Source organism: Rhodococcus sp. IEGM 1366 (genome assembly GCF_033142425.1).
Taxonomy (GTDB): domain Bacteria; phylum Actinomycetota; class Actinomycetes; order Mycobacteriales; family Mycobacteriaceae; genus Rhodococcus_F; species Rhodococcus_F globerula.
The window spans coordinates 432,414-458,265 of the sequence record NZ_JAWLRZ010000008.1 but is presented as its reverse complement, the minus strand read 5'-3'; the positions used below and the strand labels follow the sequence as shown (position 1 = coordinate 458,265).

The following is a 25,852-nucleotide window of genomic DNA, read 5'->3' as shown; positions in this document are numbered from 1 at the left end:
CTCACAACCAACCGGCGACCTCGGACGCCCAGTACGTGAGAACGACGTCGGCACCGGCACGTCGGATGCTGGTCAGTGATTCGAGAACTGCGGCGTCGCGATCGATCCAGCCGTTTTGCGCAGCCGCTGTGATCATCGAGTACTCCCCCGAGATCTGATACGCAGCCACCGGCACCGGTGAACGGTCCGCAGTCTCGCGCAGGATGTCGAGATACGACATGGCGGGCTTCACCATCACCATGTCCGCGCCCTCGGCAATGTCGAGATCAACTTCGCGCAACGACTCACGACGGTTCGCCGCGTCCTGCTGATAGGTGCGGCGGTCACCCTGCAGCGAGGATCCCACAGCTTCACGGAACGGACCGTAGAACGCCGACGCGTATTTCGCTGCGTACGCCAACTGACCGACCTCGGTGTACCCCGCCGCGTCGAGTGCGCCGCGAATCGCCCCGACCTGCCCGTCCATCATTCCGCTCGGTCCGAGGAGATGAGCACCCGAATCTGCTTGAGCCAACGCCATCTCGACGTATCGAATCAAGGTCGCGTCGTTGTCGACGGCGCCGGCCGGTGTCAGCACTCCGCAGTGCCCGTGATCGGTGAACTCGTCGAGACATGTGTCAGCCATGATGACCGTCGAATCACCGAGTTCGTCTGCGAGAGCTCGCAATCCGACGTTGAGAATTCCGTCGGGGTCGATGGCGCCCGATCCCTGTGCGTCCTTGTCCTCAGGCTTGGGCACACCGAACAGCATCAGACCGCCGACCCCGGCGCTCACCGCCTCGGTAGCCGCTGCTCGCAACGAGTCGAGAGTGTGCTGGTACACGCCGGGCATGGAGGAGATCTCACGCGGGGCGGCGATACCGTCCGCAACGAACATCGGCAGCACGAGGTGCCGCGGTTCGAGGGTCGTCTCCGCTACCAGTCGCCGAAGCGCAGGGGTTCGCCGGAGTCGGCGCGGACGATGGGTGGGAAACACGAGACGGGTTCTCCTTCGTCGGACGTTGCTGTGCGCCTTTCTGGTAGTGGGCACTACCAGAAAGGCGCACAGGCGCTTTAGCGCCTACGTGACTTCTTGCGCGGAGGCGGCAATGCACCCTCGGCGCGCAGGCGAGCGGCGTGCTCGGCCAGTGCCTCGACCAGCGGCCCTACCTGCGAGGTTTCGGGCTGCACGTCGACGCGCAGTCCGAACTCGATGGCAGTTTCGGCCGTCTTCGGGCCGATGCACGCAACCAGAGTGCGAGCGTGCGGCTTGCCGGCGATACCGACAAGGTTGCGCACCGTCGAGGACGAGGTGAAGCACACAGCGTCGAATCCGCCGGTCTTGATCATCTCTCGGGTCTCGGCGGCAGGCGGTGCGGCGCGCACCGTGCGGTACGCGGTGACGTCGTCGATTTCCCAGCCACGTTCGCGCAGGCCTTCGGCGAGGGTTTCGGTTGCGATGTCGGCGCGGGGCAACAGAACTCGGTTGACCGGATCGAAAACGTCGTCGTACGGCGCGAATTCGGCCAGCAGCCCTTCACTGGACTGATCACCCTTCGGCACCAGTTCGGGGTTGATACCGAACGAGCGGACCTTGGCTGCGGTGGCTTCGCCGATGCAAGCAATCTTCACACCGGAGAACGCGCGGGCGTCGAGGCCGAATTCTTCGAACTTCTCCCACACTGCACGAACAGCATTGGTGGAAGTGAAGACGACCCACTGGTAGCGGCCGTCGACGAGTCCCTTGACGGAGCGTTCCATCTGAGCGGGGCTGCGCGGCGGTTCGACGGCGATGGTCGGGACCTCGATCGGGATGGCGCCGTGGGTGACCAGACGGTCACTCATCTCGCCGGCCTGATCCTTGGTGCGCGGCACGAGGACGGTCCAGCCGTACAGTGCGCGTGATTCCCACCAGGACATCTTGTTGCGTTGGGCGACAACCTTGCCGACCGTGATGACCAAGGAGCCGACCATTTCGGAGCCGGCCTCGTTGAGCGTCGCCAACGTTGCTTCGACGGTGCGCTGCTGCCGGGTGGTGCCGCGCACGGTGATCGCTGCGGGGGTCTGCGGAGCCATGCCGTTCTCGACCAGCGCGCTGGCGGTCTCGGCGAGGTGTCCGGAGGTTGCGTGCAGGACCAGCGGTCCCGGTGCTGCGGCCAGTGCCGCCCAGTCGACCTCGCCGCGCACGTCGGCTTCGGTGTGTCCCGATCCCAGTGCCATGCCGGCATAGCTGGGAACCGCTGAGCCGGAGGGCAGTCCTGGCAGGACCTCGAACTGAACCTGGGTGCGTGCCACCGCGGTGACCTCGGCGATCACGGAATCCGTGGTAAGCGGATCACCCGAGACGAGACGGACGACGTCGTGGCCGTTCTTGGCTTCGTGCACAAGAGTTTTGGCGACCTCGGCCGGTTCCCCGAGTGCGGGACGCACGTCGGCGATCAGTTCGCCGGTTTCCTCGTCGCGACCCATGTCGATGCCCACGAGAGCGACGACGCCCTTGTCCACATCAGGATCGGTGAATGCCAAGGCTGCGCCGGTGAGGACGTCGCGTGCGCGAACGGTGAGCAGGGCGGGGTCGCCCGGTCCCGATCCCACGAACAGGATCCGTCCGGGAGTGTTCTTTCGGACTCGGGTCATCGGTGATTCTCCAGTGCGCTGTATCGAAATGGGAACTTGGTGCAAGTGCAATAGGTTGTGTCAAACATCGGCGGCCTCGCCTGTGGTCACGTTCATCAACTCTCGGGCGCCGAGTTCGAGTAACTCTCGGGCCACCGCTCTGCCGAGTTCCTCGGCGTTGTCCGGTGCACCGACTGCACCGGTACGGATGACGTCCGAACCGTCGAATGCGGCTGCGCAGCCGCGGATCGACAGTTCGTCGAAAATCTTGCCGTTGTCGTCGATTGATTCGACAACTTCGGCGAGTGCCCCTACGGGGGCAGTACATCCCGCTTCGAGTTCGGCCAGCAGGGCGCGTTCGGCGATGACCGCCGCACGTGTGTCCGCGTGATCGAGCTCTGCGAGTATCGCCACCAATTCTTCATTGGCAGAGAGACATTCGACTGCCAGCGCACCCTGCGCCGGCGCCGGAAGCATCTGAACGGGCTCGATGTTCTCGGTGATGAGATCAAGGAGGCCGATGCGGGACAGACCGGCGCGAGCGAGGATCACGGCATCGAGTTCACCGGATTCGACCTTGCCGAGCCGGCGCTGCAGGTTTCCGCGCAGCGGCACGATGTCGAGACCGAGACCGAGGGCCGCGAGCTGTGACACTCGTCGCGGCGCAGAGGTTCCGACCTTGGATCCCGCCGGAAGTTCACCGAGCACCAGGCCGTCACGGGCAACCAGCGCATCACGCGGATCTTCGCGAGGCGGGATCGCGGCGATCACGAAACGCTCGTCCTGCGCAGTGGGCAAGTCCTTGTACGAATGCACGGCAACGTCGACGCGGTTGTCTGCCAACGCTTCTCGAAGCTCCGCCGTGAACACGCCGACGCCGATCTTCTGCACTGGATCGGTGGACTGATCGCCCTTGGTCTTGATGATGACCAGTTCAGCCGGGTGCCCGGCCGCAATGAGTGCGTCGCGCACGGTTCCGGCTTGTGTGGTGGCGAGAAGGCTTCCGCGAGTACCGATCCGCAGGGTGCCCTCGGAGTGCAGTGGTGTGGTGCTCATACCTGCTTGTCCCTTCCACCGCGATCGCCGTCCACCCGATCGGTGGGTGCGGCCACTGCCGCGGGCAATGCCGGGCTGAGTTCGAATAGTTCACGCAGCGCGGCCGCGTATGAATCTCCGCCAGGCGCCGACGCCAGTTGCTTGACGCGCACGGTAGGTGCGTGAAGCAGTTTGTCCACGACGCGTCGTACGGTGCGTGCTACTTCGTCGCGTTGCGGATCGTCGAGATCGGGCAACCGCGAATCGAGGCGCATCAGTTCGGATTCGACGACATCTGCGGCGCGCTGCCGCAGAGCCGTTACCGTGGGTGTGACCTCGGCGAGTCGTTGACCGGCCAGGTACATCGCCAACTCACCGGCAACGATGGCGCGGGCAGCGTCGGCGTCGGATGCCGCGGCCCCGGCAGCCGGATCCCGTTGCAGCGCTTCCATGTCCAGGACCGTGACGCCGGGCAGACCCGATACTGCAGGGTCGATGTCGCGGGGCAGACCGAGGTCGCAGATGACAAGGTGCTTGTTCGGGTTGCGATCGGGTTCGGCGAGCGCGCGGTGCGCGTCGGCCAATGTGACTACTGCTCCGACCGCGCCGGTACAGGTCACCAACACGTCCGCCTGCGCCATGACCGCTGAAAGCTGCTCGAAATCAACAGCTTCGGCGATGACGCCGTTGGAACGAGCGGTGTCCGCCAAGTGCTCGGCACGCTCGCGGGTGCGGTTGACCACAATGATGCGATCGATTCCGGCGCGGGTCAGGTGCGCGACCGACAGTCCGCCCATCGCACCTGCGCCGACAACCACTGCGGTGCGTCCGACCAATCCACCGTCACCGAGGATTCCGGCAGCGCGGTCGAGCGCCACCGACACCACTGATGCTCCGGCAGAATCTATTCCGGTTTCGGAGTGCACCCGCTTGCCGACACGCAGTGCCTGCTGGGCAAGCTCGTGCACAACCCGCCCTGCCGCCTGCTGCGCGTCGGACGACGCGTAGGCAGTACGAATCTGGCCGAGGATCTGCTGCTCGCCGATCACCATCGAGTCGAGTCCGCTCGCGACGGCAAAGAGATGCTCGACGGCAGCTTCGCTGTACCGCACGTAGGCGTGGGCATGCAGGGCCGTCAGGTCCAGACCGGAATGGTCGGAGAGGATCTCGCCGACCTCGGTGAGAGCGCCGTGGAATGCGTCCACGACTGCATAGACCTCGACCCGGTTGCAGGTGGAGACGATCATCGCCTCGGTGATGTGCGACGACGCCAGAAGCTTGTCGATCAACTTCGGACGGTCGGTGTCGGTCACCGCCACTCGCTCGAGAACCGGCACGGGCGCAGTTCTATGCGAAACCCCGACAAGCAAAACACTCACGGCGCGATCACTGATCCGTTTCTTGTCGAACCTGCTCCGACCGGAGCGGGTGAACTTGTGGAGGGACGGGACGAAGCGGGTGCCGCATGAGCGACGCGCACTCTTGGTGCAGCTGACGCCTGATCTGCGTTGCGTGCACTGTTGAACGAGAGAACCTGCATTTCGACTGCCAAGTCGACCCGTCGCAGTTCCACGTGATCCGGAACGTCGAGAGCGATCGGCGAGAAACTCATGATGCAGAGGAGGCCGGCGCGAACGAACTGATCGCATACGTCCTGCGCGGCCTCGTCCGGAGTGGAGATGACGCCGATGGTGGCCTTCAGTTCGCGGCACGCGAATTCGAGTTCGGTGGTGTCCCGCACGGTCAGATCCCCCACCTGGGTTCCGACGCGAGCGGCGTCGCTGTCGAAGAGTCCGACCATCTCGAATCCACGACGGCTGAACCCGCCGTAGCCGACCAGTGCTTTCCCGAGGTTTCCGACGCCCACCAGAACAACCTTGTGTCCGCGGTCCAGCCCGAGCGCACGCTCGATGCGGATGCGAAGTTTGGTGACGTCGTACCCGACGCCGCGAACACCGTTGGGACCGAGGAACGAAAGATCCTTGCGCAACTTCGCTGATCCGACGCCTGATGCCTGCGCCAGTTCTTCGCTGGAGACGATGGACGTACCGCGATCGGACATGACTCCGAGGACCCGCAGGTATGCCGCCAACCGGGTCACCGTAGCCTGGGGGATGACGCGATCCTGCGTAGTTGCGGAATCGACCTCAGCAGCGACTGGAGCAGCAGTGGTGACAGGACGGCCCGCAGCGCCGGTGACGCTCTGAGCCGATGGCTCGTGCGTCTGGTGCGGTTCGGTCACGTCGTTGGCTCCTCGTCCGACCGACACAGTTGTCGACCTCCACGATGCTCCGGGGGGAATGTTCACACCACGGTAACCGCTTGTGAACCCATGCACAAAGTTGCTTGGAACGGGTTCGATGTGCCTTTAACCTGCAGAGCGGCAGATTTCCCCAAATTTAGCATTGCCTTACTTGCGTAAATCGGCTCGAAGTCTCTCTTCGTCGACTTCCCAGTAACCATGCTCGCGCCCATCGAGAAGAATGACCGGTAGCCGGTCTCCGTACTCGGCCCTCAGTTCCGGGTCGCTTGCTGCGGCTTCGTCCACGTCGATGCACGTCACTTCAAGCTCGAACTCGCTGCAGACCCGCGCCAGCACCTCCGCCGCGCCTACACAGGAGGCACATCCCGCACGGGTCAACAAGGTCACTTCATGGGTGTTCACAGTCATCGAGTAAGGACCCTTCCTCAGGCGCGATGTTCATCTATCAGTCGGTCAAGTGTGCCTTTTGTGCCCACCCCGATACCAAATCGCCCGAGAGGAAGGTCACACACACCGACACTCATCGCCATCCACGCCTTGGAGCCTCACCGCGGAGGATAGGCTGACTTCAAGAGTTCTCTGCTCAACGGTGCAACACGGGAGGTGCGGGTGCCTGCGCGATCACTACCGAACGGTTCCGGATTCGGGTCGGGGCTGGCCGGGGTCATTCTCCCCGGTCGTCGCCGGGTCAAGAATCCGCTGGGACCGAGCGAATCGGAAGTTCGAGCCAACCTCGCCGGTGAGGCCAGTGCGGACGCGGCCCTGGCACTCACCGCGGCCGCCCAAGCGGAAGAGCCCACGGCCGACGACGCTGTACCGGCGGTGCCGCGAGACCTCACTGCTGCGGCATTCTTCGACGTCGACAACACCATGGTTCAGGGTGCGTCCATCATTCACTTCGCACGTGGGTTGGCCGCCCGGAAATACCTGAAAACGTCGGACCTGGTGGATTTCGCCTGGAAACAGGTCAAATTCCGGGTAACCGGACGCGAGAGCAGTGACGATGTTGCCGAGGGCCGCGAGAAGGCTCTCTCGTTTGTCGCCGGCCGGTCAACGGCCGAACTCGCGCGACTCGGTGAGGAAATCTACGACGAGGTGATCGCGGACAAGATCTGGCCTGGCACCCGTGCGTTGGCTCAGATGCACTTGGACGCGGGCCAGCAGGTCTGGTTGGTGACGGCTACCCCTGTCGAACTCGCGCAGGTCATCGCCGAGAAGTTGGGTCTGACCGGAGCCTTGGGCACAGTCGCGGAAAGTGAGGACGGCGTCTTCACCGGCCGTCTTGTCGGTGACATCCTGCACGGAATGGGCAAGGCGCATGCCGTCCGCACGCTGGCGGTTCGCGAGGGCCTCAACCTCAAGCGGTGCTCCGCGTACTCCGACTCTCACAACGACGTCCCGATGCTGTCCCTCGTCGGTACCGCTGTTGCGATCAATCCCGACGCCGATCTTCGCGAACTCGCAAAGAACCGCGGCTGGGAAGTGCGTGATTTCCGCACCGCGCGCAAAGCGGCCAAGATCGGTGTTCCCACGGCGCTGGTGCTCGGGGCGATCAGTGGTGCACTCGCCGTCATCCTTGCGCGTCGGAAAGAACAGAACGCCTGACGGAATCGAAAGTCCGGATCGAATCCGATCCGGACTTTCAGTTCAGCCCCGCTTTCAGTTCAGCCCAGCTTTCAGCCCAGGAAAATGTTGCGGCGCTTGGCCAGCAGTCGGTAGAGCGTCTGCTGGATGGTCTCGCGCACGTGGTCGGTCACTTCGAAGAGAACCATCGGATCCTCTTCTGCACCTGCGTCGTACGTGTCCGTGACGATCGGCGTCCCGAATTCGATGTGCCATTTCGACGGCAGCGGAACCAGCCCGAGCGGTCCCAGATGCGGAAACAACGGAGTGACCGGGAAATACGGAAGGCCCAACAACCGTGACAGCGTCGTCAAGTCGCCGATTTTCGGGTAGATCTCTTCCGAGCCGACTATCGAGCACGGGATGATCGGAACTCCGGTACGCATTGCGGCCGAAACGAATCCGCCGCGCCCGAACCGCTGCAACTTGTAGCGCTCACTGAACGGTTTTCCGATTCCCTTGAACCCTTCGGGGAAGACCGCCGCCACTTCACCCTCACGCAGAAGTCGCTCGGCGTCCGGGTTGCAAGCCAGTGTGTGCCCCGCTTTGCGCGCAAGTCCGCCGACCAGCGGCATCTCGAATGCCATGTCCGCAGCCAACATTCGCAGTGGCCGGTGCGCCGGATGGTGATCGTGTACGGCAACGGACGTCATCAACCCGTCGATCGGAATCACGCCGGCATGATTCGCGACCACCAGAGCGCCGCCGGTAAGGGGGATGTTCTCGATTCCGCTGACCTCGACACGAAACCACTTCTCGAACAGTGGCCGCAGCATCGGCATGACGATGTGGTCCGCGAAGTGCGGATCGAACCCGAACTCGTCGACCTCGTAGTCACCGGCCATCCGGCGCCGTAGGAACTCCGCCGTCGACGCGATCTGATCGACCAGTCCCGAGCGGACGGTGTCGACAAACGACCCGTCGTTCGGAGTCTTGGGTGGCAACGCCCCACTCGAGGGATGCCGGCGCTCGCTCTGCTCTCGCACCAATCGTTGTGCGCCGGTTACCGATTCACGTGAGCTTGCTTCGCTTCGGGCTGGGTGCGGCCGCAACGGAATTACCTTTGCCACGTCACTCATCGCTCCACCACACCTCGGTCCGGGGTCGTCATCGACATCACGTCGGCGCTCGGTGACGCCACGGCTCCGTTGCCGCCGACTATCGCGGTCAACGTTTTCTCCGCCCGGTCGATCCACTCGGACCCGATGATCCGCCGCGTCTGCATGGCCCGGACGAAGTCGTCGAGCGCCTGCATCGTCGTCCACCTCGGCTCGAATCCCATCTCGCTGCGCATTCGTGTGGTGTCCAGACCGCACCCGAACCGGAAGTACTCGAGTTGTTCGTCGGTGTACAACCGCATGGACGAACCCACCAAAGCGTTGCCGACGCTGCGGAACAGCGCCAGCGGCATCGGAACTTCGATGCGTCCGGCTCGCCTGATGGCCTGCGACATCATCACAACCCCGTCTGCTGCGATGTTGTACGTTCCCGCCACCGGGGTAACGGTGGCGCATTCGAGCGCGGCAAGCGCGTCCTCGGCGTGCAGCAACTGCAGACGTGCGTTACGTCCGGCAATGGTGGGAACCACCGGTGCACTGATGTAGTGCCCGACCGTTGCGGTGAGTTGGGGGCCGATCAGCGGAGCAAGTCTCAGAATTGCCACGTCGATGTCGGGCCGGCGACGTCCCATGCCTCGGAGATACCCCTCGATTTCGAGGGTGTCCCTGGCGTAGCCTCCGGGCGGGCGCCGACGCGCACTCATCTCTTCCGTGAACTGGGCGGGATCTTTGGCACTGCACCCGTACACGACCGACGCGGATCGGAGAACGACTTTGCGAACGGTAGGGGCCTTCTGGCACACGGCGAACAACTGCATTGCACCGATGACGTTCATGTCCTTCATCGCTGCGCGTGAGCCTGATTTGGGGGCCTTCTGCAGGGTCGACGCGTGTACGACGGTATCAACTTCGGCGCCTCGGATGACCTTGCCGATGAGAGGGTTGCGGATATCGGCGCGCACGAATTCGGCACGGCCCATTCGGCGCAACATGTCTTTGCTCGGGCTCACGGAGTCAACGGCGATCACTCGCTCGATTGCCGGATTCTGCGCCAGTCGGGTTACCAGGTAACCGCCCAGAAATCGGCTTGTGCCGGTTACGAGAACCACGCGGGGAACTACATTGTCCGATTTCGTGTCGCCTGCTGATTTTTCGTCGGCTGCTGTGTCACGAACTACCACCAAGTACCCCCCTATCCAGGACGAACGATCGTTCCCGAATCACTTTTGTGACAAGTTTCCCCCACCATACGGCCAGTCGGGGTCTCGCGCTGTTTACCCGCATCACACTCATTCAAGACATATCTCCCACGGAGTGGGACGGCGTGTCCATAACCCCCCGAACAGGCCCCGAACAGACAACGATGCCCGCCGCTTCCGAAGAAGTGGCGGGCATCGACGCTTAGTGCACAGTACTGCTTATTTACCGAGTTTCCTGCGCTGCACTCGGGTACGACGAAGCAACTTGCGGTGCTTCTTCTTGGACATGCGCTTGCGACGCTTCTTGATCACTGAACCCATAGCGGGTGTCCCTCACGTTCTTCTATAGCGTTCCTGCGCACGCCGGTCACGTACGCCTGCGCCAAGCAACTGGCGCCTGGCCCTCGTTTTAACTAGCTCAGCGCCTTACGACACCAGCTTGCTGGTACGACAGTTGATTATCGTACCGGTGCGGACTCACTCGACATAAACCGAGCCTCCGGCACAGCTTCTGCTGTGCCCGCGACAGGGCTTACGCCGAGCTCGTCCTCTCCGAATCGGCTGGTCAGCCTGCGTCGAAGTACGAGGTTTCGAGATAATCGTGCACCGCTTTCGCATGTACACGGAACGAACGTCCCACTCGAACAGCGGGCAATTCGCCGCTGTGTACCAAACGGTACACAGTCATCTTCGACACCCTCATCAACGTTGCCACCTCGGCAACCGTGAGGAATTGTGTTCCGGCCACAGCCGGCTTCCCGTCGTGGGACGAACCCATGGACGGCTTGTTTGCAGACACCATAAATCCACATACCTCCAGTACGACTCGCGCCGCCGGCTTCCCCTCCGGCGGAACAGACACGTACGTACTAACCCGAGCTTAGCTGTACTTGTGGGGTTAAAGCGACGGGTGTGGCGTAATGGGCGACTATTCGACAGCGGCACCCATTGCGACTGAACGCGTCTTAGCGGCCTCGAGAGCGTTGTAGAACGCGGTTCGAAGACCGCCTGCCTCTAGTTCGCGAAGCGCTGCGGCTGTCGTGCCACCTGGCGAGGTCACGGCAGCCCGAAGATCGCCGGCGCTGTCTCCGGTGCGATCGAGCATCGCGGCCGAACCGACCATCGTCTGAACAACCAATTCAGACGCCACTGCACGAGTGAGGCCGAGACTGACACCGGCATCGATCATCGCTTCGGCCACCAGGAACATGTATGCCGGACCAGAACCGGATACGGCCGTGACAGCATCGATCTGCGATTCGGGCACCGTGACGACCTTGCCGACGCTGCCCAGAATTCCGCGCACCAATTCCAGGTGCTCCGGCTTGACGTGTCGGCCCGGCGCCAGAACGCTGACGCCTTCGCCGACCAGCATCGGTGTATTCGGCATGACCCGAATCACCGGGAACCCTGCGGGAAGCCGCGTTTCGTAGAACCCGATGGGGATACCGGCGGCGAGCGAGACGATCAACTGCTCGAGATCACCGTCGAGATCCACCTTCGACAGCGCTGTCAGAGCTGCCTCGACGTCGTTCGGCTTGACGGCGATCACGATAACGTCAGCACCGTCGGCCGCGTCCTCGATCGTGGTGACGCGGATGGAGTACTCGGCAATCAGTTCCTCCACGCGCGGCTGATACTGCTCGGCAACAACCAGATCCTTGATCGCATGGCCTGCGTGCAGCAACCCGGAGATCAGCGCCTCGCCGATCTTGCCGCCACCGATAATCGCAATTCTTGTCATGCCGTCAAGCCTGCCACGACGACATCGAGGGGAATTACCGGGGCATCATGGCCAACTGCCTACTCTGCACCACCACTGCCCCGGTGGAATCGAGAATGTCGTGATCCTCTTCGAACCACGTGCTGCCCAACACATCCGAACTCGCCCGAACCCGCAGCCAGCCCGGTGCAGGCAGCCTGCGCAGGTACGTCGTCAACTGCACGGTCGGCGCCCAGCCGAACAGTCCACGGTTCATCGTGACCGGAGCGCTGATGTCTCCCGCCATGATCGCGAACAACACCGCGGTGTCGACATCCGCTTCGTCATCGGGCCGAGCGCGCACCCACATCCGCACCTCCGGCTCCCCCTGAGCGCCGGTGAGAAAGTGCGCGGACGTCGTGTCGATCCGCATGTCGCAGCCTTGACCGACATGCACGATCTGCGCCATCGGATGATCACCCTCTACCGCGGCGGCGTGCTCCGACGGTTCCGCGGGCATGTCGTCGATCGACGAGGTGCTCACGAAGGCAGGCACGTCGCCGTCGGGAATGCCGAGTGTGACCGCGGCGCGGACGGCAACCCTTCCAGCCTGACTCAACTCGACGTCCACCAGCGACACCTGGCGCCCCTGCTTCTGCACTGTCACTGCCAATTCCACGTCACCCGGATCGGGTGCGGCAAGGTAATTCGCGCTCACGGCGATAGGTTGCATCGCACGCACACCGTCGTTGCTGCCGCCGTCGTTGTCGGAAGCGCCGTCGCGCAACGCCGCTCTCGCAGCCGCCGCGCACACTGCCATCATCGACCCGCCGTGAACCTTGGGTCCGATGGTCCAGATCGGGTCGATCGTTGCGCGGAAACGGCCGCCACCGAGCGATTCCAGTCGGTTCAGATCACGAAAAGGGCTGGTGCTCATCAATTTTCCTTCATCCGGTTTGTCGTGTGCTCCGCAGGTGACGTGAACTTTGCGGATCCTAGGTCTTGGTGCGCCAAGCGTCGTAGTGCTGTCAGGACCGGTTCGTACATCGCGGTCCCGAGGACCGCGTACCGAACTGCCTCTTCCGTCGAACCGAGCGGCATCAGATCGATTTCCACTTCGGCAATTCCTCGAATGTGTTCTCCGTAAGCCCGCAGTCGTTCCTCGCTCAACGTCAGACCTGCTCCTTCGAGACCGATCAGCGCTTGTTCCAGATGAGCGACGGCGACATACCGCGGGTCGTACACCTGCCCGAGAAACTCCAGCACCTTCTGCGCCCGCGGAAATTCGTGCACCGGATCGTTGTCGACGTGGGGTGGCAACTGGGCGATGGCGCGTCCGATCCGCTCGAATTCGGAGAGGTCCGTCGCCGAGACGAGATCGAGAATCGCACGTATGCGCGGAATGGAGAGGCCCGCCCCGGAGAGCGCTCTGATCAGCCCGAGGCGACGAATGTGATCGTCGCCGTACTGTGCGCCGGTCGCACTGGTGGGTTCGCCCGCCATCAGCAGACCCTCACGCAGGTAGTACTTCACAGTGGGCAGTGCCACGCCGGATCTGGCCGACAGTTCGGAAATCTTCATCGCTCTCCTCGCCCCCTCACTAGATACCGATACTATCCAACTGAAATGCGCCCGTGATCCCACCCCTGCGTGGACTATCCTCGGACGTTCTAGCGAACACTAAGAAACGATTGTCGAGCGGAGCTCACAGGCACAATGGCAAGAAAACCTTCTGCACCGCCCCAGGACGCTGCACTGCCCCAGGACGAAGGGTGGCGCACCGTCGAACCGCTGACACTGACGCCGCTCCTCACAGCAGCCCTGGCCACCTTCCACGAATTCGGATACCACGGCGCCTCCGTCCGCGATATCGCCAAACGCGCCGGCGTCACAGTTCCCACGCTGTACTACCACCACGAAAACAAGCAGGGCATTCTTGTCGCCTTGATGATGACCGGCATCGAAGCGGTCACCGTCCGGGCACGCGAAGCGGTCGACGCTGCCGGACCCTCCCCTACCCGACAATTCGGAAACCTTGTCGAGGCCGTTGTATTGCACATGACCAGCCGAACCGACATCGCATTCCTCGATTCCGAACTGCGCTACCTCGAAGACACAGAGCGAAAAGCCTATGCGGCCAAGCGAAAGCACCTCGAGAACCTTCTGGCCGACGTCCTGACAGCAGGTGTCGAACAAGGCGACTTCACCGTCACCGACATCGCCGGCACCGGGCGCGCCATGCTGGGCATGTGCCAATCGGTGGCGCTCTGGTTCCGGCCGGACGGTCCGCAGACACCGCACGAAGTCAGTGTCTTCTATCGAGAAATCGCACTCAACGCAGTGGGCGCCGTCGCCACTGTCTGATTTGACCGGTCCAGTCGAACGTCACATCTGTTCACTGCCACCGAAACCGGGACGCGCCGACGGTCTCGGGTCCACACTTAGATACAGAACGACGGGGTGGACCCGAAGACCGAGGGAGTTCTTGAAGTATGGCCGACAACAATCCATTTGTTCCTCCTAGTGCGGTCGACGTCGACCTCTCTGCGGTCGCGTGGGGCGCGAACCGGACGATGTCCGATTTCGAGACCGGGATGTGGCGGATGGAAGAAGCGCAACCACAATTGCGCTCGCCGATCGTCGCGGTAGAAGTCCTCGACCAGGCGCCCGATTGGGATCGTCTACGCGGGGCCGTCGAATGGGCGTCGCACGTCGTACCCCGCATCCGGATGCGAGCTGTCGAACCCACGCTGAACCTGGGCAACCCGGTCTGGTCGGTAGATCCCGAATTCGACATCGGGTACCACTTGCGACGCGTCCGCTTACCCGCACCTGCCGATTTCGATCACGCACTGCGTATGTGCCGCCACCTCGCCACCGAACCGTTCGACAAGGCTCGCCCGCCGTGGAGCGCACTGCTCATCGAGGGACTGGACGACGGCCGAGCGGTTTTTGTCGTCAAAACCCACCACTCCATCACGGACGGCATGGGCGGAATCCAGATGATGACGCTCCTGCACAGCAGGCGCGCCGATCCCACGCCGGACAAGCCCGATCGCACCCCGCCGCCGGCAGAGCATCTGTCCTCGATCGGTGCTTTCGGCGAAGAAGTTATCGGCGAGATCCGTCGGGCGCCGTCGCGAGTGGCACGACTGCTGCGCGGCGTCACCAACATCGCGGCCACCGCGATCACACAACCGATCACCACAACCACCGAGGTCCTGGACTACGCCAACTCGCTGCGCCGAATTGTCACTCCGCCCGCCAGTTCCGGTTCTCCACTCCTACGTGAACGCGGTCTCGGTCGCTGGTTCGGAACCTTGGAAGTTGGTGTGCCCGAACTCAAAGCGGGCGCAAAAGCGGCCGGCGGCTCACTCAACGACGCGTACGTCGCAGCTCTGCTCGGCGGATTCCGTCGCTATCACGACGCGTTCGGTCAATCGGTCGACAGTGTTCCCATGGGGATGCCGGTCAGCATGCGCACCGGTTCGGATCCATCCGGCGGCAACAGATTTGCCGCCGTTCGCTTCAGCGGCCCGATCTCGGAGACGGACCCGGCCAAACGAATCCGGCAGGTCCGCGAAATCGTTCTGAACCTTCGCGAAGAGCCGGCGCTCGACGCCCTCGACCTGGCTGCGCCCGTCCTCGCTCGCCTGCCAAATCAGCTCCTCGCGAGCTGGTATCTGTCCCAGTCCACCGGACTCGACCTGCAAGCGAGCAACGTTGCGGGCGTTCCCGTCCCGGTCTATCTTGCCGGCGCGAAGATCGAGCGGATGTTCCCATTCGGTCCCGCCCCTGGCTGCGCCGTGATGGCAACGCTGGTCTCGCACGTCGGAATCTGCTGCATCGGAATCAACATCGACACTGCAGCCGTCACCAAACCTGCATTACTCATGCAGTGCATCCAAGACAGCCTCGACGAGATCGTGGCCCTCGGAACCACTGCGGAAGGTGCGTGAGTCATGACCGCAGACGTGACCCGCCAGAATGTCTACCTGACCGAGCCGATGACCGAAGCCGAAGCCGGCGTTCTGCGAAAGTGGTTGGCCGACAAAGCTCGCGGCACGGCACAGCGGTCGACTACCGTCGCGATCACCGATCGCACGCTCGGCGAACTGTCCCGCCGAACCGACGACCCGATGCTCGCTCCATTGCGAGTGGTGTGGCTACCCAGCAACCGAACCGAACAGAACGTAGCAGGGCGCGTTCGTAATGCGCTCGCCCCACGAGATCCGTTGCACCCCGGCCGGAGCGCGCAGCGCCGCACACTGCGCACCGATCCCGACCGTTGTCAGGTCATCGAAGGCCAACCCGCCCCGCTCAGCGACCTGTCACGCCGTCTCGACGAAAGCGGCGGCGGATCTTTGCCCGAGTTCATCCGCCGTCAGGCTGCCCTCTCCCTCGAGCGAGCAGAACTCGAATTGATCGGCGGGCAGTACAAGGTGTCGCGATTTGTCGTCGACGAAATCACCGACACCCGGCGCTTCACCACCGAGACCATGGCCCTCGCCGACCGTCTCGGCATCGCCGTTGCCGAAGTGGACCGGCGTGCGCGCGAAGCACTCGAGGAAATGGTTGCCACCCAGAGCCGCCAGGCAATCGCGGTGTGGGATCGTTTGGGACGCTACTTCGCTCGCGCGTACACGATCGATGTCGACACCAGCCGATTCGACGAACTGCGGGAGCTCAACAAGGAACATTCACTTGTCTTCCTTCCCAGCCACCGCTCGTATCTCGATCCACTAGTGCTCCGCCCCGCACTGATCAACAACGGCCTTCCGCTCAATCACGTGATGGGCGGACTCAACATCAGTTTCTGGCCAATGGGGTCGATCCTCAAGCGCAGTGGCACCGTCTTCATCCGTCGTAGCATCGGCGACGACGAGGTCTACAAGTGGTCGATGCACGAGTACATGCGGTACCTGCTCACCAAACGATTCAACCTCGAGTGGTACATCGAAGGCGGACGTGGACGCACCGGCAAACTGCGTCCGCCGCGTTTCGGGTTGATGACGTATCTGGCCAAGGCTTTTCACGTCAGCGGCGCCTCCGACGTCTACCTGGTGCCGGTAGCGCTGAGCTACGACCAACTCTACGAAGTCGGTGCCATGGCCGCCGAAGCCCTCGGCGCTGAGAAGAAGCCCGAAGGCTTGCGCTGGATGTTCGGATACGTTCGGGCGCAAGGCAAGAGGAACGGCGTCGCGCACGTCACGATCGGGCGGCCGCTTTCCTTTGCCGAAGCACTCCGGCAAGAACCCGACCAGCGCCTGGCCATTCAGAAGGCGGCGATCGAGGTGTGCCACCGCATCAACGAGGTGACACCGATTACGGTGTCCTCTCTCGCGATGCTCCCCTTCCTCGGAATCGAGGATCGCGCGCTCACCGTCACGGAACTGACCCTCATCCTCACGCCCCTGTTCCAATACATCACGGCGCGCAAACTGCCGCTCGCCGGCGATGTGGAACTCGACGATCCGCACGTCATCGACAAGGCACTGCAGACGCATGTCGAGTCGGGCGTGCTGATGCATTTCGACAAGGGCGGCGAAAAGGTCTTCTACCTGGGCAAGGATCAAGGTCTTGTTGCAGCGTTCTACCGCAACAACACCATTCATTTCCTCGTTGCCCGGGCAATCGCGGAACTGGTTCTGCAGGCGGCGGTAGACGAGCAGTTCACCGACCCGATCCTCGACGGCTGGAATGAGGCCAAACGCATTCGGGACCTGATGAAGTTCGAGTTCTTCTTCAGCGACCGGGACACCTTCGAAGAAGAGATGCGCACCGAACTAGACCTGATCGACCCCAGTTGGAGCTCGGTCACCGCCGACCCGAACCGCACCGCGCACATCATCGAAGGCGTTCGCCCTTACCTAGCCCACCGTGTACTGCAACCGTTCCTCGAGGCGTACCAGGTGGTGGCCGACCAATTGGTCCTCGCGCCGGTGTCGAAGTCCTTCGACGAAAAGTCGTTCACCCGCAACTGCATCGACGTGGCCCACGAGCGTCGGTTGCGCCAGCAGATCGCCAGCAGCGAATCGGTATCCGGCGAATTGTTTGCCACCGCACTCAATTTGGCACGCAATCGCAATCTCGTGGAAGCCGTGGACGACGGGGTCACCGCGCGTCGGATTGCCTTCGCCGAGGAACTGCGGGTTCTGGTCGACCGGTTGCGGCGGATCCGCGAACTCGCCCACTCCCGCCTCGACGCGGCAACCAGATCCTATGGCGCCGCAGCCACTCCCAATCCCACCCCTCACGAGGAAGCAGGACCGTGACCGGACTCGAGCGTCTGCACGCCGCGATCAAAGCGGCCCCAGCCGGACCCGACACCATTGCCGCGTTCGACCTGGACGGCACCCTCATCAGCGGGTACTCCGCCAGCGTTGTCTACCGTGATCGACTGCGGCGCTTCGATATCAGCCTCGGCGAACTGCTGCGGACCACCGGCGCCGCCATCGACACCCAGTTTCGCGGTGCCGACGTCGGCGCGCTCATGGACATCGCAGTCCGCGCGCTTACCGGCCGCACCGAGGAAGAACTGAACGACTGGGGCGAGCGGCTGTTCAGGCAGGAAATCGCCGCGATGATCTACCCCGACGCTCGCGAGATTCTCGCGGCGCATCGAAAGGCCGGTCACACCGTTGTGATGGCCACATCGGCCACGCCGTTCCAGGCCCGAGGGGTTGCCGCGGATCTCGACATCGAAGACGTGCTGTGCACGGAAATCGAAGTGATCGACGGCATGCTCACCGGCGACCTGTCGGCGCCGGCACTATGGGGTCCCGCGAAGGCCGACGCACTCGCGGCCTACGCCGAGAAGCGCGGCGTCGATCTGCGGAATGCCTTTGCGTATTCCAATGGTGCCGAAGATGTTCCGATGCTCGAATCCGTCGGCCGCCCCGTCGCCTTGAATCCGGATCGCACCCTGGCGAGTGTCGCGAGGCGCAAGGGCTGGCCCTCCGTCACGCTGCGTAAACCACAACGCGGAGCAACTCCCCTCTCGACGGTGCGCACCGCCACCGCGATGGGCGCATTGGCTGCCACTGCTGTGGTGGGCTTCTCGGCCGGTTTGGTCACCGGCAACCGGCAATTGGGAGCCAACCTCGTGGGCACCTACGGCCCCGACATCTCCCTGTCGCTACTGGGCATCGACGTCGAAATCGACGGTGAGCACAATATATGGGATCACCGCCCAGCCGTCTTCATGTTCAATCATCAAAGCTCGCTGGACCTGCTGGTACTGGGCACCGTCATCAAACGCGACGTGACCGGAGTGGCGAAGAAGGAAGCGGCAAACGATCCTCGCTTCATTCCGATCGGCGCCCTGTTGGACGTCGCGTACATCGATCGATCCAACACCGCCAAGGCCAAGGCGGCATTGCAACCGGCCGTCGACAAGCTGAAAAACGGCGTCTCGATAGTCATCGCGCCCGAGGGAACACGTTCCGCCACACCAAAACTCGGGGCATTCAAGAAGGGCGCGTTCCACCTGGCCATGCAAGCGGGCGTTCCCATCGTGCCGGTTGTGATCCACAATGCCGGTGAACGCATGTGGCGTAATTCTCTTGTCGCCCATCCGGGCCCGGTCTACGTTTCGGTTCTCGACCCCATCTCCACTACAGGATGGCAACTCGACGACCTCGATTCTCACATCGAGGAAGTGCGCTCACAGTTCGACGCAGCGCTCACTGCCGGGCATCCCTGAATATCGGACATCGCTGACAGCCACCAAAGATTCAGGCCAGGTGCTCGCGTGCAAACGCGAGTGCCTGCGCCAGCATCGAGGATCTTTCCCGCCGCGTGCGAGCATTCTGAGTATTGATCTCGAGGACGGCCTGGCCGGTGAAACCTGTTGCGGCCAGGTGTCGGCATATCTCGGCGCAGGGTTGTGATCCGTGGCCGGGAATCAGGTGCTCGTCCATCGACGCGCCTCGCCCGTCCGCGAGGTGCAGATGCTGGAGTCCCTTGCCCATTCTCGCAGCCAGTTCGAATGCGTCCATGCCGGCAGTTGCGGTGTGCGACAAGTCGAGTGTGTAGTGGGAATGATCGGAATCGGTGGGATCGTACGACGGACTGAACGCCGACAACGCCGCACCTGGACCGCCGCGCTTACGCAGTCGCTCGGCCGAGCGATCCTTGCCGCCGAAAAAGCTGTCGGCACGCATGGGGAACATATTCTCCACAGCTACGACGACGCTGCTTCGCGATTCCAGGTCGACGACCTGATCCGCAAAGCCGTCGGCGTATTTGCGCTGCCACCGAAACGGCGGGTGCACAACCACAGTGGTGGCGCCCAACGTTTCGGCAGTGCGGACGGACCGCTCGAGCTTCTCGATCGGATCGGCGCCCCACACACGCTGCGAAATCAGCAGACACGGCGCGTGAACGGCCTGCACCGGAATCCCGTATTTGCGCACCAACGCCGCAACGCCACCGACGTCTTGGCTGACCGACTCGGCCCACACCATCAATTCGATGCCGTCGTATCCCAAATCGGCCGCGTAGCGGAACGCGGCTTCGGTGTTCTCGGGATAAACCGATGCCGTCGACAAGCCCACAGCGATCATCGTCGGATCAACCCGAGGTCAACAAGAACGCCAGCGGACCCAAGGTCACGATCATGCCGACAACGACCGCAATCACAAAACTCGTGATGTCGTCCGTTTTCCGCAGAACTCGAACAACCGCCACCAGACCGACGATAACGATCAGGGCAAGTACCAGCGCCACCCACGGCAGCATGTCCCAGAGCTTCTCGAAACCCTTGAACATCGCGCCGCCGATGATGAGCGCAACCACAACCTGTCCGGCCAGGATCGCCCATTCACGGATCGAGTTCCGATCGCCGGTGTCTTCTGCAGTGGCAGGCTCGGTCGGTGCAACCTCTTCCACGGAAGCAGGCGAGGGCTCCGGCGCAGCGGCGGTCGGCTCCGTCGAACCGGCATTCTCGGCGGGTTCGTCGCTGATCGAGGCCATCATCTCGGTGCTGACATCAGCGTCAGCCGAGCTTGGCGCGACTCGCGGAGGCAGGATCGGCGAGCGCATCGACGGATTCTGGGAAACCTCGCGTTCTTGCCGCATCAGGTCACCTGCCAACGTCTGACCGGACAGCAGAGCAGGCTCCTGCGTCACCTTCGGTGGCCCAGCCGGCACCGGCTTCCTGGTCGTGGTCTCAGGCACAGCCTGCTGAGACCCAACCGGCACAGCCGGGGTCGACACAACCGGCACAGCCTGTGTCGGCGCGAGAGGCGCAGCCTTCTTCGGCTCGACGGGTGCGCGGCTGACCCACTGCCCCGGCGCGCTCTTGGAGATCGGCTTGTGAAGGTCGATCTTGGTGTCGTCCGAATCGTCGTTCTCGACCGACTGCGTGAACTCGGTCACCGGAGCCTGAGTGGACTCAGGCTTGGTCTCGACGGTCTTGGTCTCGACGGTCTTGGTCTCGACGATCTCGGTCTCGGCAGGCTTGGTTTCAGGCGGTGCCGAGGGTGCGTCCGATTCGGCTACCGAACGTGAACCGGCAGGCCGAACGATCGGAATTTCGCCGGTGAGTTCAGCTACGGAGATACCTCCGGCCACGCCCCTACGACGACGCCCACCGCGGGACTCGACCGTCTGACCGTTCCGCTTGAGCAGTTCCGCTACGGAAATCTGCTGACTGTCCTCGGTCATCAAGCACTCACCACCAATTCACCGCCCATTTCTGTGTCGAGCTTCCGCAGAATCAGACCCTCGCGCAATGCCCACGGACAAATTTCGAGTTCGTCCACTCCGAGCGCTCGCATGGTTGCTTCTGCGATGAGTGCGCCGGCCACAATCTGCTGTGACCGATCTGCACTCACTCCTTCCAATTCTGCACGGTCTGACGCCGTCATCCTGGATATGAAGGCTATGAGTTGCCTGAGTCCGCTGGCGGTCAGGGTCCGTTTGGCACGCGGCCCGGCTGCGGACGGTGCCGCGCCGGTGAGCCTGGCCAAGGAACGGAAGGTCTTCGAGGTGCCGACGGTCCGGTCCCAGTCGCCGGCGCTGCGGAGTTCCTTGGCTGGTCCGAGCAGTTCTGCGTCCAACCAGTCGCGAAGCACGGCGACGCGGCGCTTGCCGGGCGGGTCGGCGTGGAGCCAGTCCCGGGTGAGCCGGCCTGCGCCGAGTTGGAGTGAGAACGCGACGTCCGGATCCTCGTCGCCGCCTGCGGTGAGCTCGAGCGAACCTCCACCGATATCGAGGTTCAGGATGCGTCCGGCGCTCCAGCCGTACCAACGGCGGACCGCAAGGAAAGTCAATCGGGCTTCGTCGACACCGGAGAGCACCTCGAGCCCTACGCCCGTCTCGGCGCGCACCCGGGCGAGCACGGCTTCGGAATTGTTGGCGTCACGCACGGCGGAGGTGGCAAACGCCATCATTTCCTCACATCCGGACATTTTGGCGATACCGGCGAATTCCCCGACCGTGGAGACCAGCCGATCAGCCCCGACGACGGTGATGTCGCCCCGGTCGTCGGTGTTTTCCGCGAGCCGCAAAGTCGCCTTGGTGGAGCTCATGGGTGTTGGGTGGCCGCCACGGTGGGCGTCCACTACCAGTAGATGAACGGTGTTGCTTCCGACGTCGAGTACCCCTAGTCGCACATCGCCACGTTACTGGGTCTACGGTCTGCCCTTGTGACAGCAGGTAACCCAGACCGGTCCCACAAGATGACTCCAAGCCCCGAGGTCGACCTCGATTTCCCGCGCGAGTGGGTCGAATTTGTCGACCCCGACAACTCCGAACACCTCATTGCCGCCGATATGACGTGGCTGCTCTCGCACTGGACCTGCGTGTTCGGTACTCCGGCATGCCAGGGAATTCTCGGCGATCGTCCCGACGACGGATGTTGCTCGCACGGCGCTTTTCTCTCCGATCAGGAGGATCAGGACAAGCTCGATGCGTCAGTGAAACTGCTCACAGCCGAGGACTGGCAGTTCATGGAGAAGGGTCTCGGCAAGAAGGGCTACGTCGAGGAAGACGACCTCGAGGACGAGCCGGCGCTGCGAACCCGCCGCTACAAGGGCGCGTGCATTTTCCTGAATCGGCCGGGTTTTGCGGGCGGCCAGGGGTGCGCGCTTCACTCGATGGCGCTCAAGAAGGGCATCGAGCCGCTCGAGGTGAAGCCGGACGTCTGCTGGCAGCTTCCGATCCGTCGTACCCAGGACTGGGTGGACCGCCCGGACGGGGTTCAGATCCTCAAGACCACGATCACCGAGTACGACCGCCGCGGCTGGGGCGAGGGCGGCGACGACCTGTCCTGGTACTGCTCGGGCTCGCCCGACGCTCATGTCGGCCAGAAGCAGGTGTGGCAGTCGTACGCCCCGGAGTTGACCGAGTTACTCGGGAAGGCCGTTTACGACGAGCTGGCTCGCCTCTGCAGGCGCCGGGCCGGGCTCGGCCTTATCGCAGTCCACCCGGCAACCACGATCGCTCAGAACAAAGCTCAGGCGTAAAAACGACTTCAGCCGCCCCACACGACGTGTGGGGCGGCTGAACTTTTTCGTCGTTCTTTCAGGCTTCGAGCTTGTATCCCAGGCCACGTACGGTCACGAGATGTTCCGGCTTGGCCGGGTCCGCTTCGATCTTGGAACGTAGCCGCTTCACGTGCACGTCAAGGGTTTTGGTGTCGCCGACGTAGTCCGCTCCCCACACACGATCGATCAACTGGCCGCGGGTGAGCACGCGTCCGGAATTGCGGAGCAGGTACTCGAGAAGATCGAACTCCTTGAGCGGCAACGTGATCGGATTCCCACCCACCTGGACGACGTGGCGTTCGACGTCCATCCGGACCGGTCCGGCTTCGAGCACACCGTTTTCCGAACCCAGGTCTGCCTCGTTCTCGACACCGCGGCGCAGCACGGCCCGGATACGGGCAATGAGTTCGCGGGCCGAATACGGCTTGGTCACGTAGTCGTCCGCACCGAGTTCGAGGCCGACAACCTTGTCGATCTCGCTGTCGCGTGCCGTCACCATGATGACGGGCACACCGGAACGAGTGCGCAGCGCCTTGCACACGTCGGTACCGCTCATACCGGGCAGCATGAGGTCCAGCAGCACGATGTCTGCGCCGGAACGATCGAATTCCGCCAAGGCCGACGGGCCGTCGTTGACGATGGTGGTCTCGAACCCTTCCTTGCGGAGCAGGAACGCCAGCGGATCCGCCAACGACTCCTCGTCCTCCACGATCAGCACCCTCGTCATCGTTTGGCCTCCATGCCTGTGTCTTTACTGCCTGAGTCTCGTCTACCGCGTCGCCCGGAACCGAGTGTTCCCGCGTCGCCGTCGTCGAGGTCGTCGGTCTCCTCCACATGCGCTGGTATCTGCAAGGTGAAGGTGGACCCGGTTCCTGGTTTGCTCCATACGTCGATGGAGCCGTTGTGATTGGCCGCTACGTGCTTGACGATCGCGAGCCCCAGTCCGGTGCCTCCGGTCTGGCGCGATCGTGCTTTGTCGACCCGGAAGAATCGCTCGAATACGCGTTCCTGGTCGGCTTTTGCGATTCCCTCGCCGCGATCGGTCACGGCGATGGCGACGTTGCCACCGCGCATCGAGCGACTGACCGACACCGGAGAACCCTTGGGCGAGTATGCAATCGCATTCTCGATGAGATTGGACAGTGCGGTAACGAGCAACGTCTGATCGCCGAGAACTTCGAGTCCACTCGGATGATCGGTGGTGACGGTGATCTCGGCCGCCTCGGCCGACAACCTCGACCTCGACAACGCTTCGGAGACAACGGTATCCACGTCCACGACATCGAGGTCGGGAAGTTTCTCGGCTCCCTGCAATCGTGAAAGCGCGATCAGTTCCGTCACCATCTTGCCGAGGCGAATCGACTCGCTGTGCACTCGTTCGCCGAAGTGCCGCACCGATTCCGGATCGTCGGCGGATTCCAGCAGTGCTTCTGCCAGCAAACTCATCGCTCCGACCGGGGTTTTGAGTTCGTGACTGACGTTCGCAACGAAGTCGCGTCTCGTCGCCTCCATGCGAACCTGCTCGGAATCGTCGTCCGCGAACAGGACCACGAAATTGCGCTCGTCCTTGCTGAGCAGACGCGCCACCCCGCGAACCGCGATCTTGTCGCGTCCGCGTTGGACGGTTGTGGCCGTCAGATCCACTTCGACGGGTTGCCCGGTCTCGAGCACCTTCAGGGCTGCCTGCCACGCCCGCTCGTCGACGCGGCGATTCTTGACAAGCCCCAACTCTTCCGCGCGGGGATTGAACAGCACCACGTCGTGATAGCCGTCGACAACGGCGATACCGCTCTCGGACGCCAGCACGATCAGGTCCAGGACCTGCGACATTGTCAACCCGGTCTGTTCTGCAGCACGTTCCCGGTGCCGTGAGCTCAGCCTCGGAATCAGCACACCTCCGACGAGGTATCCGATCAAGCCGCCAACCACGATCAGCAGCACTGCAGTTGCGACACTCACGGCGCAATCGTACGTTCGCGCGTCGAGTGGGTTACGGCGGGTTCGAGCATTTCCGCCCACGTCATCCGCCCGGTGGGCGGCGTTGGCGCGCCGTTCATCTGTTGTTCGCCGAAGCCCCCCGAACAGTCAGTTCGAGGGGCTTCGGAAGTCATCATGATGGCGCTACTTCGCGCCCTGATTCGCCACTGCGGCAGCGCCTGCGGCGGCCGCCTCGGGATCGAGGTAGGTGCCGCCCGGGTTGAGCGGCTGCAGGTTCTCGTCGAGGTCGTAACGCAGCGGAATGCCCGTCGGGATGTTGAGACCGGCGATGTCCTCGTCGGAAATACCGTCGAGGTGCTTGACCAAGGCGCGCAGCGAATTGCCGTGAGCGGTGACCAGAACGTTCTTACCTGCGAGCAGTTCCTGGGAGATCGTGTCTTCCCAGTACGGGATCAACCGCTTGACGACGTCGAGCAGGCACTCGGTCAGCGGCACCTCGTCGAGGTTTGCGTAACGCGGATCGGTGTCCTGGCTGTATTCGCTGCCCGCTTCGATGGCCGGCGGCGGCGTGTCATAGCTACGACGCCACAGCATGAACTGATCGTTGCCGTACTCCTCTTTGGTCTGAGCCTTGTTCTTGCCCTGCAGGGCGCCGTAATGGCGCTCGTTGAGGCGCCAGTCGCGGACGACGGGGATCCAGTGGCGATCGGCCGCATCGAGTGCGAGGTTGGCGGTGCTGATCGCGCGGCGAAGCAGCGAGGTGTAGAGGACATCGGGCAGCAGGCCGTGCTCGGCGAGCAGTTCGCCGGCGCGCTTGCCTTCGGCCATGCCCTTGTCGGTCAGGTGTACGTCCACCCAGCCGGTGAACAGATTGAGTGCATTCCATTCGCTCTCGCCGTGGCGAAGCAGGACCAGTGTTCCGATACTCATGCCGTTCATCCTGGCAT

The 25,852-nt window shown here is 63.1% G+C and carries 25 protein-coding genes; 6 read left to right on the top strand and 19 right to left on the bottom strand.

The genetic code is table 11. The annotated features are described in order from the left end of the window. Position 1 precedes the first annotated feature (1 nt). From hemB to R4P64_RS25675, 6 genes are all read right to left on the bottom strand, one after another. Positions 2-976: a porphobilinogen synthase gene (gene hemB, locus R4P64_RS25700; RefSeq protein ID WP_033235487.1), complete on the bottom strand. Its 975-nt coding sequence runs from the start codon at positions 974-976 to the stop codon at positions 2-4. Positions 977-1,053: 77 nt separating this feature from the next. After that, positions 1,054-2,616 carry a bifunctional uroporphyrinogen-III C-methyltransferase/uroporphyrinogen-III synthase gene (locus R4P64_RS25695; RefSeq protein ID WP_317823207.1) on the bottom strand — a complete coding sequence of 521 codons (1,563 nt, stop codon included), beginning with the start codon at positions 2,614-2,616 and terminating at the stop codon, positions 1,054-1,056. A gap of 60 nt (positions 2,617-2,676) precedes the next feature. After that, positions 2,677-3,651 (bottom strand): hydroxymethylbilane synthase, encoded by a 975-nt coding sequence (hemC, locus tag R4P64_RS25690; RefSeq protein ID WP_033235489.1) that lies wholly within the window; start codon positions 3,649-3,651, stop codon positions 2,677-2,679. Then, positions 3,648-5,009, bottom strand: coding sequence for a glutamyl-tRNA reductase (locus R4P64_RS25685; RefSeq protein WP_033235490.1), 1,362 nt, complete (start codon positions 5,007-5,009; stop codon positions 3,648-3,650). Before R4P64_RS25685 ends, hemC begins: the two co-directional genes overlap by 4 nt. After that, complete coding sequence (locus tag R4P64_RS25680) at positions 5,006-5,899, bottom strand: redox-sensing transcriptional repressor Rex (protein ID WP_317823206.1); 894 nt, start codon at positions 5,897-5,899, stop codon at positions 5,006-5,008. The genes R4P64_RS25685 and R4P64_RS25680 overlap by 4 nt, the downstream gene beginning before the upstream one ends. A gap of 141 nt (positions 5,900-6,040) precedes the next feature. Next, complete coding sequence (locus tag R4P64_RS25675) at positions 6,041-6,301, bottom strand: glutaredoxin family protein (RefSeq protein ID WP_033235492.1); 261 nt, start codon at positions 6,299-6,301, stop codon at positions 6,041-6,043. Between the two features lie 201 nt (positions 6,302-6,502). Here R4P64_RS25675 and R4P64_RS25670 point away from each other — a divergent pair, with 201 nt between their 5' ends. Next, on the top strand, positions 6,503-7,498 hold the full coding sequence (locus R4P64_RS25670; protein WP_033235493.1) for an HAD family hydrolase: 996 nt from the start codon (positions 6,503-6,505) through the stop codon (positions 7,496-7,498). A gap of 71 nt (positions 7,499-7,569) precedes the next feature. Here the strand turns inward: R4P64_RS25670 and R4P64_RS25665 are convergent, their stop codons facing one another. The 7 genes from R4P64_RS25665 to R4P64_RS25635 all read right to left on the bottom strand — a co-directional run bounded on the left by R4P64_RS25665 (position 7,570) and on the right by R4P64_RS25635 (position 13,056). Further along, the gene (locus R4P64_RS25665) at positions 7,570-8,595 is read right to left on the bottom strand and encodes a lysophospholipid acyltransferase family protein (protein WP_317542424.1); all 1,026 of its coding nucleotides are present in this window, start codon (positions 8,593-8,595) and stop codon (positions 7,570-7,572) included. Continuing rightward, a complete protein-coding gene (locus R4P64_RS25660) occupies positions 8,592-9,683 on the bottom strand; it encodes an NAD-dependent epimerase/dehydratase family protein (RefSeq protein ID WP_045066581.1) in 1,092 nt (363 codons plus the stop codon). Before R4P64_RS25660 ends, R4P64_RS25665 begins: the two co-directional genes overlap by 4 nt. A 309-nt stretch (positions 9,684-9,992) precedes the next feature. Next, entirely contained in the window at positions 9,993-10,094 is a 102-nt protein-coding gene (locus R4P64_RS25655; RefSeq protein ID WP_003402602.1) for a 30S ribosomal protein bS22, read from the bottom strand. 244 nt (positions 10,095-10,338) lie between these two features. After that, positions 10,339-10,575 carry a helix-turn-helix domain-containing protein gene (locus R4P64_RS25650; RefSeq protein ID WP_003941845.1) on the bottom strand — a complete coding sequence of 79 codons (237 nt, stop codon included), beginning with the start codon at positions 10,573-10,575 and terminating at the stop codon, positions 10,339-10,341. Between the two features lie 126 nt (positions 10,576-10,701). After that, positions 10,702-11,517, bottom strand: a complete 816-nt coding sequence (proC, locus tag R4P64_RS25645) for a pyrroline-5-carboxylate reductase (protein WP_033235495.1) — start codon at positions 11,515-11,517, stop codon at positions 10,702-10,704. Between the two features lie 34 nt (positions 11,518-11,551). Continuing rightward, positions 11,552-12,412: a thioesterase family protein gene (locus tag R4P64_RS25640; RefSeq protein ID WP_092802133.1), complete on the bottom strand. Its 861-nt coding sequence runs from the start codon at positions 12,410-12,412 to the stop codon at positions 11,552-11,554. Continuing rightward, positions 12,412-13,056 (bottom strand): MerR family transcriptional regulator, encoded by a 645-nt coding sequence (locus R4P64_RS25635; protein ID WP_033235497.1) that lies wholly within the window; start codon positions 13,054-13,056, stop codon positions 12,412-12,414. Before R4P64_RS25635 ends, R4P64_RS25640 begins: the two co-directional genes overlap by 1 nt. Positions 13,057-13,191: 135 nt before the next feature. Here R4P64_RS25635 and R4P64_RS25630 point away from each other — a divergent pair, with 135 nt between their 5' ends. From R4P64_RS25630 to R4P64_RS25615, 4 genes are all read left to right on the top strand, one after another. Then, entirely contained in the window at positions 13,192-13,839 is a 648-nt protein-coding gene (locus R4P64_RS25630; RefSeq protein ID WP_317542426.1) for a TetR/AcrR family transcriptional regulator, read from the top strand. A 128-nt stretch (positions 13,840-13,967) separates the two neighbouring features. Beyond that, on the top strand, positions 13,968-15,434 hold the full coding sequence (locus tag R4P64_RS25625; RefSeq protein WP_287164639.1) for a wax ester/triacylglycerol synthase domain-containing protein: 1,467 nt from the start codon (positions 13,968-13,970) through the stop codon (positions 15,432-15,434). A gap of 3 nt (positions 15,435-15,437) precedes the next feature. Continuing rightward, positions 15,438-17,750: a glycerol-3-phosphate 1-O-acyltransferase gene (locus R4P64_RS25620; protein WP_317823205.1), complete on the top strand. Its 2,313-nt coding sequence runs from the start codon at positions 15,438-15,440 to the stop codon at positions 17,748-17,750. Then, entirely contained in the window at positions 17,747-19,180 is a 1,434-nt protein-coding gene (locus R4P64_RS25615; protein ID WP_033235500.1) for an HAD-IB family hydrolase, read from the top strand. Before R4P64_RS25620 ends, R4P64_RS25615 begins: the two co-directional genes overlap by 4 nt. Before the next feature lie 31 nt (positions 19,181-19,211). On the opposite strand, the gene R4P64_RS25610 is transcribed toward R4P64_RS25615, so the two are convergent. Genes R4P64_RS25610 through R4P64_RS25600 form a run of 3 tightly spaced genes read right to left on the bottom strand, consistent with a single transcriptional unit; the run spans position 19,212 to position 22,094 of the window. Next, positions 19,212-20,042 carry a sugar phosphate isomerase/epimerase family protein gene (locus R4P64_RS25610; protein ID WP_033235501.1) on the bottom strand — a complete coding sequence of 277 codons (831 nt, stop codon included), beginning with the start codon at positions 20,040-20,042 and terminating at the stop codon, positions 19,212-19,214. A gap of 7 nt (positions 20,043-20,049) precedes the next feature. After that, positions 20,050-21,144, bottom strand: coding sequence for a hypothetical protein (locus tag R4P64_RS25605; protein ID WP_317823204.1), 1,095 nt, complete (start codon positions 21,142-21,144; stop codon positions 20,050-20,052). Beyond that, complete coding sequence (locus R4P64_RS25600) at positions 21,144-22,094, bottom strand: Ppx/GppA phosphatase family protein (RefSeq protein WP_033235503.1); 951 nt, start codon at positions 22,092-22,094, stop codon at positions 21,144-21,146. The genes R4P64_RS25605 and R4P64_RS25600 overlap by 1 nt, the downstream gene beginning before the upstream one ends. Before the next feature lie 66 nt (positions 22,095-22,160). Between R4P64_RS25600 and R4P64_RS25595 the strand changes: the two genes are divergently transcribed. Then, entirely contained in the window at positions 22,161-22,946 is a 786-nt protein-coding gene (locus R4P64_RS25595; RefSeq protein ID WP_033235504.1) for a hypothetical protein, read from the top strand. A 58-nt stretch (positions 22,947-23,004) separates the two neighbouring features. Here the strand turns inward: R4P64_RS25595 and R4P64_RS25590 are convergent, their stop codons facing one another. From R4P64_RS25590 to R4P64_RS25580, 3 genes are all read right to left on the bottom strand, one after another. After that, positions 23,005-23,694: a response regulator transcription factor gene (locus R4P64_RS25590; protein WP_033235505.1), complete on the bottom strand. Its 690-nt coding sequence runs from the start codon at positions 23,692-23,694 to the stop codon at positions 23,005-23,007. Further along, complete coding sequence (locus R4P64_RS25585; RefSeq protein WP_317823202.1) at positions 23,691-24,926, bottom strand: sensor histidine kinase; 1,236 nt, start codon at positions 24,924-24,926, stop codon at positions 23,691-23,693. Before R4P64_RS25585 ends, R4P64_RS25590 begins: the two co-directional genes overlap by 4 nt. Positions 24,927-25,088: 162 nt before the next feature. After that, positions 25,089-25,844 (bottom strand): phosphoglyceromutase, encoded by a 756-nt coding sequence (locus tag R4P64_RS25580; RefSeq protein ID WP_172936322.1) that lies wholly within the window; start codon positions 25,842-25,844, stop codon positions 25,089-25,091. Positions 25,845-25,852: the final 8 nt, after the last annotated feature.